Raw genomic sequence first — 18,245 nt, forward strand, 5'->3', positions numbered from 1 at the left:
GTTATAGGTCAATATTTTTTCAAAAGACTACGTTAAGCTTCTTGAAAAAAATGACTATATAAATAGTCAATTACAAATTTCTAGAATCATTAAGCAATAGCCAAGCCAGTTAATAGAGAATAGTAAGGTTTTTTACTTCTAACCTTATTAATTAATTAATTTTTTATCCATTTTTTCACGTTTTTTAGCCTCACGACGGTTTTGAAAAAAGCGGCTAATTTGCTGAGAACAAGCCTCTTGATTAACACCGCCCGTAATTAGCAACTGATGATTTAATTGTGAAGCATCAACCAAATTAAACACACTTCCTGCTGCACCCGTTTTTTGATCATAGGCACCAAAAACTACCCTTTTAACTCTTGCATGAACCATCGCTCCGGCACACATGGCACAAGGCTCTAAAGAAACATAAAGTGTTGTATCTATTAAACGGTAATTATTTAATATTTTACCCGCTTTTTTTAAAGCGATAACTTCCGCATGAGCCGTTGGGTCATTTTGGGTAATAGATTGATTCCAACCTTCAGCTATCAATTGATTGTCTAATACTACTAATGCTCCTACTGGAACTTCACCAATTTTTTCAGCTTTCGCCGCCACTTTTTGTGCGTAATTTATCCAAAATTCATCTTGCTCTTCTTGGCTTAAGCCTTTTGGACATTCTACTTTTTTAGCCATTTACGTACTCAACATTATTTTTTGTAAAAAAAAGGCCTTATTTAATATAAGGCCTTTTTACTATTCAAACAGGTTTATGATTTATTCCCACTCAATGGTTGCTGGTGGTTTACTTGAAATATCGTAAGTGACACGCGAAATACGAGGGATCTCATTGATAATACGTCCTGAAACATGCTCTAGGAAATCGTACGGTAAATGTGCCCAGCGAGCAGTCATAAAGTCGATTGTCTCAACAGCACGTAAAGCTACCACATAATCGTAACGACGTGCATCACCTACCACACCTACTGATTTAACAGGTAAGAATACAGTGAATGCTTGTGAAGTTTTGTCGTATAAATCCCATTTAATCAATTCTTCGATATAAATGTTATCTGCTAAACGTAAGATGTCAGCATACTCTTTTTTCACTTCACCCAAAATACGAACACCCAAGCCTGGACCTGGGAAAGGATGACGATAAACCATATTATAAGGTAACCCTAACGCCACGCCTAACTTACGCACTTCATCTTTAAATAACTCTCGTAAAGGTTCAATTAAAGACATTTCCATATCTTCTGGTAAACCACCTACGTTGTGGTGAGACTTAATGACTTTAGCCTTGCCTGTTTTTGAACCCGCTGATTCAATTACATCTGGATAAATTGTACCTTGAGCTAACCACTTAACACCTTTTAGCTTGGCTGACTCTTCATCAAAAACTTCAATAAATTCTCGGCCAATAATTTTACGTTTTTTCTCTGGATCAACTTCACCTGCTAGAGCGTTCATAAAACGATCTTCAACATCAGCTCTAATCACTTTAATACCCATGTTTTCGGCAAACATGGCCATGACCTGATCACCTTCTTTGTAACGCAGTAAGCCGTGATCGACAAACACACACGTTAGCTGGTCACCAATGGCTTTATGCAATAAAGCAGCAACAACAGATGAATCTACACCACCAGAAAGGCCTAACATTACTTGATCTGTACCGACTTGTTCACGAACACGAGCAATACTGTCATCAATGATATTTTCAGTTGTCCATAATTTTTGACAGCCACAAAGATCAACCACAAAACGTTCAATCATACGCATACCTTGTTTGGTGTGCGTCACCTCAGGGTGAAACTGAATACCGTAGAAGTTTTTGCTTTCATTTGCCATACCAGCAATTGGACAGCTTGGCGTGCTAGCCATTAATTTAAAACCGTCAGGCATAGCATCAACACGGTCACCATGAGACATCCAAACATCTAACATGCCAAACCCTTCAGGGGTGACTTCGTCTTCAATATCCACAAGCAATTTAGTATGACCATGAGCACGCACTTTAGCGTAACCATATTCATGTTCATTAGCATTAATAACCTGCCCACCTAACTGCTGAGCCATAGTTTGCATGCCGTAGCAAATACCTAAAACAGGCACATTTAAATTAAAAACAATTTCTGGTGCTGATGGAGCATCATCACCAATAACTGTCTCAGGGCCACCAGAAAGAATGATCCCGCGAGCACCAAACGCTTCTACATCTTTAGGCTCAATGTCCCATGGCTCTACTTCGCAATATACCCCTATTTCTCGAATACGACGAGCAATTAACTGCGTGTACTGTGAACCAAAATCAAGGATAAGAATGCGATGGTCATGAATATTTGCTTGTGTCATAAATTTTCCAAATCTGTACAGTTTTTATAAAGACAGAAGGCTTTTACAGCTATCCCGTAAAAGCCTTGAAGGTTTATTCTGTCTCTAAAAGAATAATAATACCCATTTAAATGCCTAAATACGTGGCATTCAAATTATAAACGGTAGTTAGGTGCTTCTTTTGTAATGGTGACATCGTGAACATGACTTTCTGCCATACCCGCTGAAGTTACCTTAACGAATGAAGGCTTAGTATTCATAGTTGCAATGTCTTTACATCCAGTGTAACCCATACTAGAACGAACACCACCAACTAGTTGGTGAATGATTGGAGCCAACGGACCTTTGTAAGCAACGCGACCTTCAATCCCTTCTGGTACAAGTTTATCTTCTGCGTTTGAAGCCTGGAAATAACGGTCACTCGATCCAGAAGGCTGTGCCATTGCACCTAAAGATCCCATACCGCGGTATGACTTATAAGCACGGCCTTGTAAATATTCGATTTCACCAGGAGACTCTTCTGTACCTGCAAACATAGAACCAATCATACAAGCAGATGCACCAGCAACAATTGCTTTAGCTACATCACCTGAAAAACGCAACCCACCATCTGCAATTAAAGGAACTCCAGTTCCTTCTAATGCTTTAGCTACATTTGAAATAGCTGTAATTTGAGGTACACCCACACCAGCAACAATACGAGTAGTACAAATAGAACCTGGACCAATACCAACTTTAACGCCATCTGCACCCGCAGCAACTAAATCTAAAGCCGCTTCACCTGTTGCAATGTTTCCACCAATGACTTGAACTTGTGGGTAATTTTGTTTAACCCAAGCAACACGGTCTAGAACCCCTTGTGAATGACCATGAGCGGTATCAACAATAATAACATCTACACCGGCTTTAACTAATGCAGCTACACGTTCTTCTGTTTCTGCACCCGTACCTACTGCCGCACCAACACGTAAACGACCTTCATCATCTTTACACGCATTTGGGTGATCAGATTTCTTCATCATATCTGATACGGTAATCATGCCTTTAAGACGAAAATCATCGTTTACCACTAAAACACGCTCAATGCGGTGATCATGTAAAAGTCCTAAAACTACTTCTGGGTCTTCTTTTTCTTTAACCGTTACTAGTTTGTCTTTTGGCGTCATGATTTTTGAAACTGGCTGAGACATATCCGTTACAAAACGAATATCACGGCTAGTTACAATTCCAACTAAATCGTCACCATCCATAACAGGGGCACTTGATACACGATTACTTTTTGTCTTTTTAATCGCATCTTCAACCGAATCTGATTGCTGAACAGTGATTGGCTCTAAAATCACACCGTGTTCATATTTTTTAACTTTACTCACAACATGAGCCTGTTCTGCTACTGTCATGTTTTTATGAATAATACCGATTCCGCCTTCTTGAGCCATAGAAATCGCCAAACGTGCTTCTGTAACTGTATCCATTGCAGCAGAAACAAATGGAATATTTAAAGATATTTCTTTTGTTAATTTAGTTTTTAATGAGACATCTTTTGGTAACACTGTAGAGTGTGCTGGAACCAATAAAACATCATCAAAAGTTAATGCATCTTGCAAAATTCTCATTTTTTTCTACCTTATATAAAACTTATAGGCTAATCAGTTATTTTTCTAAAAAGAACCGAAAAACTTTACTAAAAAGTTAACTCCATTAAATTTCAATTAGTTACAGCGTTTTAAGCCACAATAATAATAGAAAAATAACGTTATTTTCATCCAATATTGGGTATTATAAAGATTGACACGACCGGGGTAAACTTAATAACGTATGCATCTATGCGAAAACAGCAAAAAAAGTGTTCGTATTAAGCTTTAACATTCTGTCAATAGCGATTACAATGATTGCGACAAAATAAAATATATAAAAAATATATAAAGCTTATTTAAGCTAAAAGCTCGTAAATCTGGAGGATATACCCAATGAAAAAATTATTAATCGGAACAGCACTTGTAACAGCACTTGGTATGGGTGGTTGTACTGCTAATGAAACAACGCCAACTAGCTATGCCGATATTGTTGATAGTGCTAAAGCAGCTCACGCTAAAGCTGTAGCTGTTAACGATGTTTGGAAGCAGAAAAAAATGAAGAAGCCTTATTTTGATACTTATTTAGATAAAGCTGAAGCAGCTAAAGCTAAGGGTGATGATGCTACAGCAATGAAATACGCTAAAGAAGCGTATAAAACTGCAAATGCTGAAGTAGCTCAAATGGAATCTTGGAAAGGCCTAAAAGCGGGCTGGGAAAAATAATCTTTTTTTTAAATTAGATTAAGTTACATTTCTGTAAACCGATGTCTCTTTATAGAACATCGGTTTTTTTATATCTACAATTTTTAGATATGCTTAAATTAAAACCAATTCATTAAAATTACCAGGCCTGGCATGCCCTATGACCAAGCTTCTAAGCTCTAAGCTCTAAGCTCTAAGCTCTAAGCTCTAAGCCATTTTGCAAACATCTTTTTTATCATCTATTTGATTTACCGTTTTTGATTTACCGTTTTTTATTTACCATTAATGTAGTTGGAATCATGAAATGTCGCAACCCATTGTGGCTTTAATAAGATCATTGCAGCCAATAACATACCGTTTACAAAGCCTTCAGGTGTGGCCATTAAGGGAATATAAACGATAAAACTCTGCTTCAAAACACTCATTGTATGCACATCATTGACCAGCATAACCAAGGTACTTAGACCTAAAGAGATCACAATCCCCACGGCCGCAGACAAAAAGCCATTGTAAAAAAGATATACAAAAAAATTGGGTTCTAAAAACTTAGCACCAATTCTATACATGAACCAAGAAACCATTATGGGCACAACCCCCATTAGTACAGCATTAATCCCAAGAGCTAGCCAACCCAAATCAGATTCAAATACCACACCAATTAAGGCTAATAACATCGCTAAAATGGCAAACTGTGGGCCAAACATCATTGTCATTAAGGTCATTAATAGAAAATGGAAGGTAATACCGTTGTCAATACTGGCCCCTACTTGCCAAATAAAAAAAACAATAACAGCCATGCCTAATAAGACATGTTGTGCTCCTCTATCACCATCAACTTTATGCCAAGGTGCGGTTTTTAACGCCCAAATTAATATCAGTACAAATAATACCCACCCCCCAACGAGGGTTCCTAATCCAAGACTATCTGCAATTAAATTCAAATTTTTTCCCTCTTTTGAACTTTTTAAACAATGTTAATGGCTATTATTAACCCAATTGAAACGTGTACAATACAAGTCAATTTTTTAATAACTCTAATTATAAGCCTTTACAGAAATGAGTGGATTTAAAATACTTTTTGCCAATCTTTATGACTTAATTTTGCTGGTTGCAATTTGGTTTGTTTTTGCAATCCCATTTGTTTTATGGCAAGGCAAATCATTTGAAGAAAACCAAGCTGCTGTATTTGCGTTTCAAATATACATTTTAGGCATAACTTACGTCTATTTAACTTATTTCTGGACACAATCTGGACAAACCCCTGGTTTAAGAACCTGGAAAATAAAGATTGTAAACGCAGATAACACTCCACTCTCTCGCTACAATGCAAACTTACGGTTTGTATTTACTGTCGTATTTTTTTTGGTAGGCTGGATTGGTTTATTCTTACCCAAACAACAACTTTTGCAGGATCGTTTTGCAAAGACTAAAATAGTTCCTGTTGAATATACATAATTAAACTCAACTAGACCTTCTCAAGTCACCCAAAACCAAAAATATCGCCTCTAGCATTCATACATTTTTATAGGATTTCAAATGACCACTCTAATTATTCATAGCAACACCCTAAACTTTGAACAGATTAAAGTCATTGAACGCACATATGGTCAACAAGGTAAACCGACTAAAATTAATAACCATTTTCGTATTGAACTTGAACAAACTCTAACCACTGAATCAGTACGAAACCTATCCAATGAAATCCAAGTAGACATTAGCACTTTGCCAGAAAATTTTAATCCCAAAGAAATTAAACTGGTTATTAGCGATATGGACTCAACCTTCATTAGCATCGAATGTATTGATGAGATTGCTGACTACATAAATGTTAAGCCAGAAGTATCAGCCATTACAGAAGCGGCTATGCGCGGTGAGCTTAATTTTGAAGAGTCATTAATCAAACGTGTTGCTTTATTAAAAGGCTTAGACACAAGTGCACTGCAATATGTCTATAGCGATCGTTTAAGACTCAACCCTGGAGCAGAGAAATGTGTATTAGGGCTACATGATCATGGCATTAAGTTTGCCCTGGTTTCTGGTGGTTTTACATTTTTTACTGATCGCCTTAAAAAAGAATATAACTTAGACTTTACTCGTGCCAATGTGCTCGACCAAGAAAATGGTGAACTAACAGGTAAGGTTGTTGGCAATATCATCGGTGCTCAAGCCAAGGCTGATTTTTTACACGAACTGTGTAAAGAACTTAATATTCAACCCAATCAAGTTATTGCTATTGGTGATGGAGCTAACGACTTAACGATGATGAAAGAAGCTGGATTGTCAGTGGCGTATCATGCTAAGCCTACTGTGCAACAACAAGCCAATATAGCATTAAACCATGCAGGGTTAGATGCCATTCTAGACTTCATTGATGGTAAATAATCGTTTGTAGGTTTAAAAAAACAAATTCAAAAGAAATAAAAAAACCGAGTTAAACTCGGTTTTTTTGACCCCGTAAAAAGGGTTTAGTGGAGAGCATAACGGTTTAGAACATGTTTCTCTCTACTTCAGCAATCGCCACTACAATAAACTTACCAATAGCCGATTCATAACCAGGCCATTGGCTCGCCACATTTTTCATAAATGGCTTATCCATAATAATAGGTTTCATTTCAAAATCAGACAGCCCTTCATCATATAAAGTTTCAACATTGGTATAAATCGTTTCTAAGAACTCTTTACCCTCGTTAATTAACTGAACATTATCTGCTTTACCGTGCATCGGAATGTAGTGCGTAAAGTTTAAGTCAGCAAGAGCTTGTAACCCTTTAATACTTCCTAGGTAAGATCCATCTTCCATATTAGCAACACGACGCATAACCATATCACCAGTGTAAACAGTTTTATCATTAACCACTTCTACTGCAATATCAGACACCGTATGCATTTGACCATAGTGGTGAATTTTGAATGTAGTATCACCTACAGTAAACTCCTCTCCGCCATTGACCATCTTATTAGGCAAGGTCACAACTGTACCAGTAATCTTGTTATTGGTATTTTGTTGCATAAAATCAAACCAAAATTTATCAGCTCCATTTTTTAAAGTTTTCAAACATTCTGGGTGCGAGATAATTTCTACATTAGGGTTAGCCGCAACAAAAGCATGATTACCTAACCAATGATCACCGTGGAAGTGTGTATTGATTACTTTTACGACTGGCTTATCAGTGACTTTTTTAATTTGGCGTAAAACCATCTCCCCAATTTGTACCGAGCTCCCAGTATCAACAACCACAACACCATCAGACGTTACCACAAAACCTGGATTACTAAACATCCCAAAGTTTTCAGGTGTTGGGTGAGCCCCTAATGCTGGAATCATATAGCAACGCTCAGAAACTTTGACCGCATCAATATCAGGTACTGCTGGCCCTTTAAAAGCCATATCATCCATTGCATACAATGGATTTAATGCCGACATACCTGCTAAACCAACAGATAATCCTAAAGCAGATTTTAAAAGATCACGACGTTTCATAGTTACCTCTACTCGTTAAAAATTCAATCTATTTATTCACATAAATAATCATTCTAATTTTACCATTATTCAGTAAATAAATATGATTTAACCATAGTTAGGTACTAAAGGATCTTGCATTCGCTTTATAATATGCTCAAGACATAACCATGTTCTACCTTAATACTTTCTTAAGTATCTATACGAATAAAGTATTAAAATAAGCAACCAAATCAAGCATTAAAAAATAACTCTACGCAAGGATAAACAGCAAAATGGAAATACTAAAAACCTATCTAGACTTCGCCGTTTTTGGGATTTTAGGCACCATGGGTTTTCTTGCTTTATGGGTAACTATTGAACGCGTGCTGTTCTATCGTTCAATTAATCTTCAAGAGTATCAAGACAGCGAACTTCTTAATATTGACTTAACCCGCAATTTAACCATTTTGTCTATTATTGGATCAAACTCACCGTTTGTTGGTCTATTAGGAACCGTGGTAGGAATCTTAATCACTTTTTACGACATGGGCCAAAACCAATCACTCGATACGGGGTCAATTATGACAGGGCTGGCACTGGCACTTAAAGCCACTGCAGCAGGTATTGCCATTGCCATACCCGCGATCATTGCCTACAGTGCTTTACTTAGAAAAGTAGATGTACTCAAAGCACTGTATCGTTCTCAAAACCAGTAATTCATTAGTAATTTATTAGTTAAGTAAATAGAGTAAGCAGAGAAAAATTATGATGGATTCTGGACCAAAACGTTTCGAAAACATGAACGTCATACCGTTGATTGACGTTATGTTAGTGCTTTTGGCCATTGTGCTGATGACAGCAAGTTTTATTGTAAAAGACAATTTAAATATTGAACTGCCTGAGACCTCCAATACCCAAAGCTATGTTCCGCAAGAAGATGAAAAACCAATTCATTTTTCAATTAATGAACACAATGAATATTTTGTTGACGAAAAACCTCAAAATATAGACAGCATAAAGGCTTTTTTACAGACCCTAAATAGTGAACAAGCTATTACCCTACAAGTCGATAAAAAAGCTGACTTTGGCACTTTTGTCTCTTTAGTTGATGCCCTAAAAGGTCATGAACTCAACAACCTTACTATTCTCACTAAATCGCAAAGTGAATGAAGCCTTTATCTACTCTCTCTTTTATTCTTGCCGTCATTATATACAGCCTATTATTCGCAGTAGGTTATTGGTTGTGGACAATAACTCCCTTAAAAGAAAGTATTGACCCAAAACTAAGCCAAGTACCTGTTACTTTAGCCATGTTTTCTGAACCAACCATTAAAGAAAAACCACCCATTGAAACAGCTGAACCTGAACCAATATCAGAACCGGTAACCAAACCTGTTGTTGAAGAGGTTAAACCGGAACCTAAGCCTGAACCCAAGCCAGAACCGAAACCGATTCCCAAGCCTAAACCTATCAAGAAACCTGTAAAAGAGATAAAAAAGGTTGTAAAAAAGAAACCTAAAAAAATTGAGCCAAAAAAACAACAGCCCAAACCCATTGAAAACACGACTGCTAAAATAGAGCCCCATAAACCGGTAGTAAAACCACAAGAACCTAAACCTGTAGTCAAACCCAAACCTGCGTACAGCTCTCAACAAGTAGCTAATGCAGAACAGGTTTATTTACATGATCTAAGACAAAAAATTATGGCTTATGCTCAGGATACCTACCCAAAAAGAGCAAAAAGACGTCAATGGCAAGGAGATGTAATTATTGAGTTTAACCTATTACCCGATGGCAGAATTACTGGGTTAACCATTATAGAAACTTCTGGCAGAAGCATTTTAGATCAAGCTGCATTAGAGATATTTCAGGTTAAGATGGCTCATTATTTTAAGCCGTTTCCCAAAGAGATTAACCGTAAAAAGTGGCCTATTAAAGTGCCTGTAAGTTACCATTTAGAATAACTAATTAACAATCACTAATTAAAGACTAACGACGCATAGAATTAATTTCAGCCCCAATTTCTTCTGCTGTTCGGTTAAATAGGTTAAATACATTAAACTTAAACTCTTTAGGATTAAAACCATACTGCACTGGATAATTAAAACTTAATACCATTTTGCCGCGGTTTCTCATGGCTATCTTAGGCATTTTATGGGTTGCATTCCAATTATTGGTAAACTCTAGTAAATCGTCGTAATAACTGGCTTTAGTTGCAAATTGGGTACGCATTTGCAAACTCCATAAATTCTTATTTTTACCTGCCATACTAAAAATAACATAACCCGTCCAACCCTTTTTATTCATGGTATAAACCAAGTCCCCCTCGTTATCTACAACGTATTTAATATTCATTTTATCCAACGTTTTCATTACCCCAGTTTTGCTTGGTTTGTATAGCGGCAATGATAAAGCTTTTTCACCATGCAACTGCATAGCCATGCTTTGTTGTGTAAAGAAAAAATACCCAAGAAATGTAAAACCAAGTAACCACTGTTTCAAATTCGTAAACCTTAATAATGAATTTTTAGAATAAAAAATTGTAATTTAGATTACTGTATTTGCCTTTTTATTGCTAACAATAAAACACGATTTTTTGTGGCAAATACAAAGACCATATAATTTGGTAAACTATGCCGCATTAAAAATATAAAGGATTTTCTTGTGGACTACACTGTTCCTGAAAAAAGCATAGAAGAAGTGCAAGCAGATTTAACTAAACGTTTTATGCACTTTGAAAACCCAAAAGACCGCTACAAATATCTTATTGATATGGGTAAACAACTTCAGCAATTAGATGATAGCTATCAAACAGAAGCGAATCGTATTCATGGTTGCCAATCTCAAGTATGGATTCATATTGAAGAGAAAGATGGTCACTTATTTATGCAAGCTAAAAGTGATGCTGCCATAGTGTCAGGATTAATTGCTCTACTGCTCAAAATTTACAATGGCAGAACCCCGCAAGAAGTCGCTACAGCTCCGTTAGAGTTTTTAGGTAAAATCGGTTTATTACAACAACTCTCACCAAACCGATCAACTGGGCTTTATCACATGATTAAACGTATTCAAGCAGAAGGTAAAAGCCGTATTGCGTAATATTTTTAGTCGCCTTGAAGGGTAGCTAACCTAATATGACTAATAAACGTCAATTGTTTTAAAACTGCCTGCTTGCCTAACACCCCTTAATTGGGGTTTTTAGTGTTTAGTTTTTAGTCTTTAGTCTTTTATATATAGAAACTCAATCTATTGAAATCGACTTATATCTCTCCAATCGCTTTTTTCAACTTAATTTCCTTCAATCGTCAACTCATACCAATCTTAAATTTAGAACTGCAAAAACAACTCATGTTTTTTGATAATTTACCAGGCCTGGTAAAACGATAAAAGACTATTGTTTACTTTTAATAATTTCTAACTTGTAATCTAATTGATACCTTATACATTTTCTTTTTTTTAAATTCAACATGATTAAAACAACCCCAAAAAACATACATTTTTCTGTGACTTCTTGAAAAGAATCTAGCTTCTCATTATTAATAAAATCAAACAACCTGTAAAAATGCATTCAAATACAACAATTTAGACATCACTAAATTTTTTATTGCTTTCATAAAAAAACTTGATATATCATAGAAAAACCTTATACTAATCATGAATCAATTAATTTTATAAGTGCATAAGGAATAATTATCATGTTCAGTCGCAATAAACAAAAAGACAAAAACCCTATGGGTGGATTTGTACCAGTTAAACTTTTATCAACTGGCCTTCCTATGGCCGTATTAAGTTTAATTTATAGTTCACTATCTTTATCTATTGGTAGTGCTGTTTAAGTTATCCCTTAAATCAAATACCAGTACTCCTTGATATGGCTTTAGAATTTTATTCTTTAGCCATATAACGTCCGTTTTAAAATCAAACCTTTTCAGTATCTTTAATTTGCTATCCAGAAGATAGAATCATTTATTTCTTCAAACCCAGTCAAACTAAAACATCGAAATATTAATCATCTTTATAAGCACAACCCGCTTATTAATTTCTTATTTATCTCTATAAAAATAAAATAAACTTACTGCTTGTAACTCCCTTTTACTCAGATTGATTTATGTGTATCCTAAGTAAACTTTATGTTCGTTATTAAAAATACAGAGGAGAAAAACGAATGTCTTATTTAAAAAGTTTTCCTAACCAAGAAGGTTTTTTTGGGGATTTTGGTGGTGCCTTTTTACCGCCAGTTTTGATTCCACATTTTGAAGAGATTAATAAAGCCTATATGGAATTAGGTCGATCGGCTGACTTTATAAATGAACTTAAGTACATTCGTAAACACTACCAAGGCCGTCCAACTCCTGTTTACTATGCACATAACCTAAGTAAGGAATGTGGTGCACATATCTACTTAAAGCGTGAAGACTTAAATCACTCTGGAGCTCACAAACTTAACCACTGCATGGCTGAAGCCTTATTAGCAAAACACATGGGTAAAACCAAACTTATTGCAGAAACAGGTGCTGGACAGCATGGTGTAGCATTAGCCACAGCCGCTGCTTATTTTGGAATGGAGTGTGAAATTCACATGGGTGAAATTGATATTGCCAAAGAAGCTCCTAATGTTACTCGTATGAAGCTACTTGGTGCTAAAGTTGTACCAGTCTCTTTTGGCGGACGTAGCTTAAAGGAAGCCGTTGATTCAGCCTTTGACTCTTATGTTCCTCAAGCAGATACGGCTTTGTTTGCCATTGGTTCTGTTGTTGGGCCACACCCTTTTCCAATGATGGTGCGTAACTTTCAATCAGTTGTAGGCCATGAAGCACGTGAACAGTTTTTAGAAATGACGGGGGAATTGCCTGATCAAGTCGGTGCATGTGTGGGCGGAGGTTCTAATGCCATGGGCATGTTTGCCGGATTTATAGAAGATGAAGGTGTTAGTCTAAATGGTGTTGAACCATTAGGTCGTGGCACCAATCTTGGTGAGCACTCAGCTACCATGACATACGGTAAGCCAGGTATGATTCACGGCTTTAAATGCTTATTACTAGAAGACGAAGACGGCAACCCTGCTCCCGTTCATTCAATCGCTTCTGGTTTAGATTATCCTGGCGTTGGTCCAGAGCATTCTTACCTAAAAACGATGGGCAAAGTAAATTATCACGCGGTGACTGATGATGAGACTTTAGATGCTTTTTACAAGCTTTCACGTATGGAAGGTATTATTCCAGCTTTAGAGAGCTCTCATGCGGTTGCATGGGCCATGAAACACGGTAAAGCTAACCCTGGTAGTACTATTTTGATTAACCTATCAGGTCGTGGTGATAAAGATATTGATTATGTTGCCGAAAACTTTGGCACAGGTGAATAGTGAACGCTCACCTGAATATAGCAGTTTGACTAAGAAAATATTAACTAATAATATTAACTAATTAATATTTAACAAACTAATATTTAACAAAAACAAACTTAACGGCATAAAATCAGTTGAGCTTTTATCAACTGATATTATGCCTAACAAAATAAATCAAATTTTAAAATGCCGTTTAAAGGCGGGATTATATCTTCTAAATCTTCTAACCAAACTTACCAGTAATGTAGTTCTCTGTTTGTCTTTCTTTTGGATTGGTAAACATCTTATCAGTACTATTAAATTCAATTAGATCACCCAAATACATAAAAGCAGTGTAGTCAGAAATACGTGCAGCTTGCTGCATATTGTGAGTAACAATTGCAATGCTGTATTTTTCTTTTAAACCAAAAAGCATCTCTTCAATGGCCAGAGTAGATATCGGATCAAGTGCCGAAGTAGGTTCATCAAACAACATTAAATCAGGTTTTAAAGCGACAACACGCGTAATGCACAAACGTTGTTGCTGACCACCTGACAAACCGCGTGCGTCTTTATGCAATCGGTCTTTTACCTCATCCCATAACACCGCATCACGCAAAGATTGCTCAATAATATTATCAATATCTGCTTTGTTTTTAGTACCTGCAATACGCAAACCATAAGCGATGTTTTCATAAATGGTCATTGGAAACGGAGTCGGTTTTTGAAAAATCATACCCACACGTTGACGCAAAGCTATAAATTCATTCTCTTTCTTAATATTTAATATATCGCTAACAGATTGATCACGGTTCTTTAGCTTAATTGCCCCTTCATAGGTACAACCAGGATATAAATCATGAATTCTATTCATTGCTCGTAACAAAGTAGATTTACCACAACCACTTGGCCCAATCAAAGCCGTAATATGGTTCTCTTTTATCGGTAAATTTATTTTGTTTAAAGAAGGTGTTTCAGTTTTAGGGTAAGTAAAACTGAAATCCTGAATTTCCATAATATTGGCAATATCTTTCACACTAAAACCTTTTAATGATGCTTTTCTCTAATAACATACCGACCTAAAAGGTTCAGTATTAATACAAAGAAAGTTAAAACAAGAGCAGCCGCCCAAGCAAGATCAACCATTTTGTCGTCTGGCATGGTAGCTAGGTTATAAATAGAAACAGTAATCGAAGGAAAGGTATCTGACAAATCTGTTGACCAATACACACTTGAACCACTGGTATATAAAAGTGGAGCTGTTTCACCAACTACACGGGCAAATGCCAAAATAAGTCCGGTTACAATACCCACCTTAGCCGCTCGTAAAATAATATGAACCGTTACATGATATTTTGAAGCTCCAATCGCAATACCTGCTTCTCTTAACTCGGTTGGCACAAGGCTTAACATATCGTCGGTAGCACGCACCACAATAGGTAACATCATCACAAATAAAGCAAACACACCAGCCCAACCAGCAGTATGACCAATTGGTACAACCATAATGGCATAAACAAAAGTACCAATAACAATAGATGGTGCAGACATCATAACGTCTGATAAATCACGAATAAAATCGGCATATTTACTGCCGTTACTGTATTCCTGCAAATAAATCCCCGCCATAATCCCAATTGGAATACCAATTAATGTTGCCAAACCCGCCATCATAAACTGACCAAACAATAAGTTTCGAATACCGTTATTGATTAAATCGTGGGTAAAAATATAAGGTGAAAGTGCGTGAGAGCCTTTAATAATCAAGGTAGCTAAGATCCAACCAAGAAATAACAACCCAATCAACGCCGCTAAAGTAGACAACCCAAGCACAATTTTATTAATCCAAAGTCTCATGCTTATTTACCTCTTCTTAAGAAATAGTGTTTGGCGGTAAAAATGACAATAAAACTTACTACAAACAATATTAAGGATAAATAGAATAACGAGGCCAAACTTACACCACTTGATTCAGAGAAACTATTTGCCAGCACCACTGGAATTGAGTTGGTAGGATCAGTGACGGAGCTCGCATACTCAAATACACCACCAATGACAAATGCCACCGCCATTGTTTCACCAATCGCTCGACCTAAAGAGATAATGATTGAACCAATAATCCCTGCTTTGGCATAAGGGAAAATGACATCTTTAATGACTTCAAACTTAGTTGCCCCTACCGAGTAAGCCGCTTCTTTTAATACATCTGGGGTAGTATTAATAGCATCACGGCTTAACGCTGCCATAAAAGGGATAACCATTACGCCAAGTACTAATCCAGCAACCAACAATGAAACAGAATGCCCACCAAAAATTGAGGCGATAAATGGGCCAAAATAAAACAAGCCCCACATACCATAAATAATACTAGGAATGGCTGCCAACAACTCAATGGCAATTCCAACGGGTTTAGCTATGAGAGGATGAGCTATTTCAGACAAGAAGATGGCAATTCCCATCGCTAAAGGTATCGCAAACAGTAAAGCAATAATGGTTGAAAAAACCGTACCAACAATCGCAACAGCACCACCAAAAACCTCTGTATGTGTTGAATTTGCTTCATCTCCACTATCAGAGTTAATATCATCGTCAGGCACATTAATGTCATCATCGCCAACATTAATATCATCGTCCCCAACATTTATACCACCATCTAGGTCTTCATCACCTACATTTATACCGCCATCTAGGTCTTCATCAGCCGAGCTAGAGCTCTCAGCGGAACCTGTTGTAGACTTTTGAGTTAAAACTGAGTTTTCTTGCACGCTATCATCTGGCATAGTTTCATTTGCCACATCAACGCCCCAGCGAGAGTCAAAAAGGAAATGTACACCAAAAGCTTCAATTGCAGGCTTTGCTGAGATATAAAGTGTTACCAATGTTGCAATCAGCACAACAAAAACTAGGCTTGCACTTACCTGTGACAGTCTTGCAAATATTTTTTCCATACCAACCCTACAAAAACTCAAATGGAATATAAAAATCTATAAACACGGAGGATAACAAGATAAAGCCAATATAAAAGGCCATATTTAAATGCATTTAAAAAAGTATTAAAGAACTTTTATAAAAAAGCATAAATTCTCTTTTACGTCTTTTTTATAAAAGCACTAAATGCGGTGCATTTAACACCGCATTTAAATACTTTAACCGTTATTATTTAGCGCCTTTATCAGACCAATAACCACGAATTTTTTCTTTAACGCTTTCTGGTAAAGGAACATAACCTAAATCAGAAGCGGCTTTATCACCATGCTTGTAAGAATAATCAAAGAAGTTAGTTACTTCTTTGTTTTTCTTAGAATCATTCGGTAACAAAATAAACGTTGCCGCTACCATTGGGTAAGCACTTTCTGGATAAGCGATGATTGAATAGAAATCTTTCTTAGGATCTAAAGTCGCATGCCCTGCTGCTGCAACAAAGTTCTCGGTAGTTGGAGCATAGAATTTACCGCCATTACCTTGAACAGTTGCCATTTGTAAGCCGTTTTTCTTAGCATCAGCATAATCAACATAACCGATAGAGTATTTATTGGTTTCAATTGCAGTAGAAACACCAAAGTTACCCTTACCAGCTACACGATTTTCCATTGGCCAGTTAATCGCTTTTTTAGCACCAAACTCTTTATTCCAAGTTTTGTTCATTTTTGATAGGTAGTAAGTAAAGTTAAATGTAGTACCAGACTTATCAGAACGGTGAACAAAAAGAATTTTTTCATGCGGTAATTTAGCTTCTGGGTTATCTTGCTTTAAAATAGCGTCATCCCAGTATTTAATATCACCCATAACAATTCCAGAAATTGCTTTTTCAGACAATTTTAGGTCACTTACACCAGGTAGGTTATAAGAGAACGTAATTGCTCCCACTACAGTTGGGAACATATAAAGACCAGATTTTTTTAAGACCGATGGTTTTAAAGGCTTATCAGACCCACCAAAATCTACATGGCGAGCACTAATCTCTTTAATACCAGTACCAGAACCAGTTGGCGAATAATTAACCTTATTGCCTGTTGCATTGTAGTAATCAGAAATCCATGCTTTATAAACAGGATATGGAAAAGATGCACCAGTTCCTTCAATGGTAGAAGCAAAGGCTGATGTTGACATACTTGCGGCTAAAGCTGCAACTGCTAATATTTTTTTCACGTTTATCTCCAGATAAGAATGTAGTTGAGGTATCTGCCAACATCACTACGCCAGCAAACTCGACCTAAAAAATATTAACAAACGCATCTGTAATCTTTACTACACTTTTATTACACTTTTATTTAACAAACGACAAGAACACTAACTAATTGTTTAAATTAGTATAATTAAGAATTCTCTTTATTATAATCAGCCTAGACAGGCTTACCTATAAAACTATACTCTGAACAGATCAATGCCCGTCCTAGCCAGGAACTATTATGAAAAAATTACTTACCCTTATTGTTATCAGTTTTACACTCTACGGGCTGTCCAATAACACCCATAGTTTATTCCAAGCCTATGCAGATCAAAACATAACCCATAACCAAGCAATCACTCATGCCTTTAAAAACCAACAAAGCGATATTCAAGTTCAAGGTTCTGGCAAGGTCATTAAAATCTTGGCCGACGATACTAATGGAAGCCAACATCAAAGATTTATAATCAGACTTTCTTCTGGTCAAACTTTACTGATTGCCCATAATATCGATTTAGCGCCACGCATCAACAGGCTTAAAAAAGGTGATACGGTTAGTTTTTATGGCGAATACGAATGGAATTCTAAAGGCGGCGTAATACACTGGACACATCATGACCCAAGAGGCCGACACATAAATGGTTGGCTTAAACATCAAGGTAAAACTTTTCAGTAAGCGTATAAAAATAGAACTACCAGGCCTGGTAAAACTTA

20 protein-coding genes are annotated in these 18,245 nt (G+C 36.6%); 10 read left to right on the forward strand and 10 right to left on the reverse strand.

The genetic code is table 11. The annotated features are described in order from the left end of the window. Positions 1-147 precede the first annotated feature (147 nt). From tadA to guaB, 3 genes are all read right to left on the reverse strand, one after another. Positions 148-678, reverse strand: coding sequence for a tRNA adenosine(34) deaminase TadA (tadA, locus tag ACORJQ_RS10890; protein WP_321324468.1), 531 nt, complete (start codon positions 676-678; stop codon positions 148-150). Between the two features lie 81 nt (positions 679-759). After that, the gene (gene guaA / locus ACORJQ_RS10895; RefSeq protein ID WP_321324469.1) at positions 760-2,340 is read right to left on the reverse strand and encodes a glutamine-hydrolyzing GMP synthase; all 1,581 of its coding nucleotides are present in this window, start codon (positions 2,338-2,340) and stop codon (positions 760-762) included. Positions 2,341-2,474: 134 nt separating this feature from the next. Beyond that, the gene (gene guaB, locus ACORJQ_RS10900) at positions 2,475-3,935 is read right to left on the reverse strand and encodes an IMP dehydrogenase (RefSeq protein ID WP_321324471.1); all 1,461 of its coding nucleotides are present in this window, start codon (positions 3,933-3,935) and stop codon (positions 2,475-2,477) included. A 354-nt stretch (positions 3,936-4,289) separates the two neighbouring features. On the opposite strand from guaB, the gene ACORJQ_RS10905 reads away from it, so the two are divergent. Next, the gene (locus tag ACORJQ_RS10905; RefSeq protein WP_321324473.1) at positions 4,290-4,619 is read left to right on the forward strand and encodes a hypothetical protein; all 330 of its coding nucleotides are present in this window, start codon (positions 4,290-4,292) and stop codon (positions 4,617-4,619) included. Between the two features lie 251 nt (positions 4,620-4,870). On the opposite strand, the gene ACORJQ_RS10910 is transcribed toward ACORJQ_RS10905, so the two are convergent. Beyond that, positions 4,871-5,539 carry an energy-coupling factor ABC transporter permease gene (locus ACORJQ_RS10910; RefSeq protein WP_321324475.1) on the reverse strand — a complete coding sequence of 223 codons (669 nt, stop codon included), beginning with the start codon at positions 5,537-5,539 and terminating at the stop codon, positions 4,871-4,873. 115 nt (positions 5,540-5,654) lie between these two features. Here ACORJQ_RS10910 and ACORJQ_RS10915 point away from each other — a divergent pair, with 115 nt between their 5' ends. Together ACORJQ_RS10915 and serB are read left to right on the forward strand one after the other, a co-directional pair. Beyond that, positions 5,655-6,053: an RDD family protein gene (locus tag ACORJQ_RS10915; protein ID WP_321324477.1), complete on the forward strand. Its 399-nt coding sequence runs from the start codon at positions 5,655-5,657 to the stop codon at positions 6,051-6,053. An 81-nt stretch (positions 6,054-6,134) separates the two neighbouring features. Then, positions 6,135-6,980, forward strand: a complete 846-nt coding sequence (gene serB / locus ACORJQ_RS10920) for a phosphoserine phosphatase SerB (RefSeq protein WP_321324479.1) — start codon at positions 6,135-6,137, stop codon at positions 6,978-6,980. Positions 6,981-7,083: 103 nt separating this feature from the next. On the opposite strand, the gene ACORJQ_RS10925 is transcribed toward serB, so the two are convergent. Next, positions 7,084-8,079: an MBL fold metallo-hydrolase gene (locus ACORJQ_RS10925; protein ID WP_321324481.1), complete on the reverse strand. Its 996-nt coding sequence runs from the start codon at positions 8,077-8,079 to the stop codon at positions 7,084-7,086. A gap of 254 nt (positions 8,080-8,333) precedes the next feature. On the opposite strand from ACORJQ_RS10925, the gene exbB reads away from it, so the two are divergent. The 3 genes from exbB to ACORJQ_RS10940 are packed head-to-tail and all read left to right on the forward strand — an operon-like array spanning position 8,334 to position 10,004. Continuing rightward, entirely contained in the window at positions 8,334-8,756 is a 423-nt protein-coding gene (exbB, locus tag ACORJQ_RS10930) for a TonB-system energizer ExbB (protein ID WP_321324482.1), read from the forward strand. 49 nt (positions 8,757-8,805) lie between these two features. After that, on the forward strand, positions 8,806-9,210 hold the full coding sequence (locus ACORJQ_RS10935; protein WP_321324483.1) for an ExbD/TolR family protein: 405 nt from the start codon (positions 8,806-8,808) through the stop codon (positions 9,208-9,210). Continuing rightward, complete coding sequence (locus tag ACORJQ_RS10940) at positions 9,207-10,004, forward strand: energy transducer TonB (RefSeq protein ID WP_321324485.1); 798 nt, start codon at positions 9,207-9,209, stop codon at positions 10,002-10,004. The genes ACORJQ_RS10935 and ACORJQ_RS10940 overlap by 4 nt, the downstream gene beginning before the upstream one ends. A gap of 25 nt (positions 10,005-10,029) precedes the next feature. On the opposite strand, the gene ACORJQ_RS10945 is transcribed toward ACORJQ_RS10940, so the two are convergent. Next, entirely contained in the window at positions 10,030-10,542 is a 513-nt protein-coding gene (locus tag ACORJQ_RS10945; RefSeq protein ID WP_321324486.1) for a YbjN domain-containing protein, read from the reverse strand. A 162-nt stretch (positions 10,543-10,704) separates the two neighbouring features. Here ACORJQ_RS10945 and ACORJQ_RS10950 point away from each other — a divergent pair, with 162 nt between their 5' ends. From ACORJQ_RS10950 to trpB, 3 genes are all read left to right on the forward strand, one after another. After that, a complete protein-coding gene (locus tag ACORJQ_RS10950; RefSeq protein ID WP_321324487.1) occupies positions 10,705-11,139 on the forward strand; it encodes a SufE family protein in 435 nt (144 codons plus the stop codon). Positions 11,140-11,735: 596 nt separating this feature from the next. Then, positions 11,736-11,876, forward strand: coding sequence for a hypothetical protein (locus tag ACORJQ_RS10955; protein WP_321324488.1), 141 nt, complete (start codon positions 11,736-11,738; stop codon positions 11,874-11,876). A 329-nt stretch (positions 11,877-12,205) separates the two neighbouring features. Continuing rightward, a complete protein-coding gene (gene trpB, locus ACORJQ_RS10960; RefSeq protein WP_321324490.1) occupies positions 12,206-13,402 on the forward strand; it encodes a tryptophan synthase subunit beta in 1,197 nt (398 codons plus the stop codon). A gap of 205 nt (positions 13,403-13,607) precedes the next feature. Here the strand turns inward: trpB and pstB are convergent, their stop codons facing one another. The 4 genes from pstB to pstS form a co-directional block, all read right to left on the reverse strand. Continuing rightward, positions 13,608-14,399 (reverse strand): phosphate ABC transporter ATP-binding protein PstB, encoded by a 792-nt coding sequence (gene pstB, locus ACORJQ_RS10965; protein WP_321324492.1) that lies wholly within the window; start codon positions 14,397-14,399, stop codon positions 13,608-13,610. Positions 14,400-14,410: 11 nt separating this feature from the next. After that, complete coding sequence (pstA, locus tag ACORJQ_RS10970) at positions 14,411-15,220, reverse strand: phosphate ABC transporter permease PstA (protein WP_321324494.1); 810 nt, start codon at positions 15,218-15,220, stop codon at positions 14,411-14,413. Positions 15,221-15,222: 2 nt separating this feature from the next. Further along, complete coding sequence (gene pstC, locus ACORJQ_RS10975; protein ID WP_321324496.1) at positions 15,223-16,311, reverse strand: phosphate ABC transporter permease subunit PstC; 1,089 nt, start codon at positions 16,309-16,311, stop codon at positions 15,223-15,225. Positions 16,312-16,519: 208 nt separating this feature from the next. Further along, positions 16,520-17,512, reverse strand: a complete 993-nt coding sequence (gene pstS, locus ACORJQ_RS10980; RefSeq protein ID WP_321324498.1) for a phosphate ABC transporter substrate-binding protein PstS — start codon at positions 17,510-17,512, stop codon at positions 16,520-16,522. A 260-nt stretch (positions 17,513-17,772) separates the two neighbouring features. On the opposite strand from pstS, the gene ACORJQ_RS10985 reads away from it, so the two are divergent. Beyond that, positions 17,773-18,207 (forward strand): DUF3465 domain-containing protein, encoded by a 435-nt coding sequence (locus ACORJQ_RS10985; RefSeq protein ID WP_321324500.1) that lies wholly within the window; start codon positions 17,773-17,775, stop codon positions 18,205-18,207. The last annotated feature ends 38 nt before the right edge of the window (positions 18,208-18,245 follow it).

The sequence above is a fragment of the Thiomicrorhabdus sp. genome (genome assembly GCF_963662555.1).
GTDB lineage: Bacteria > Pseudomonadota > Gammaproteobacteria > Thiomicrospirales > Thiomicrospiraceae > Thiomicrorhabdus.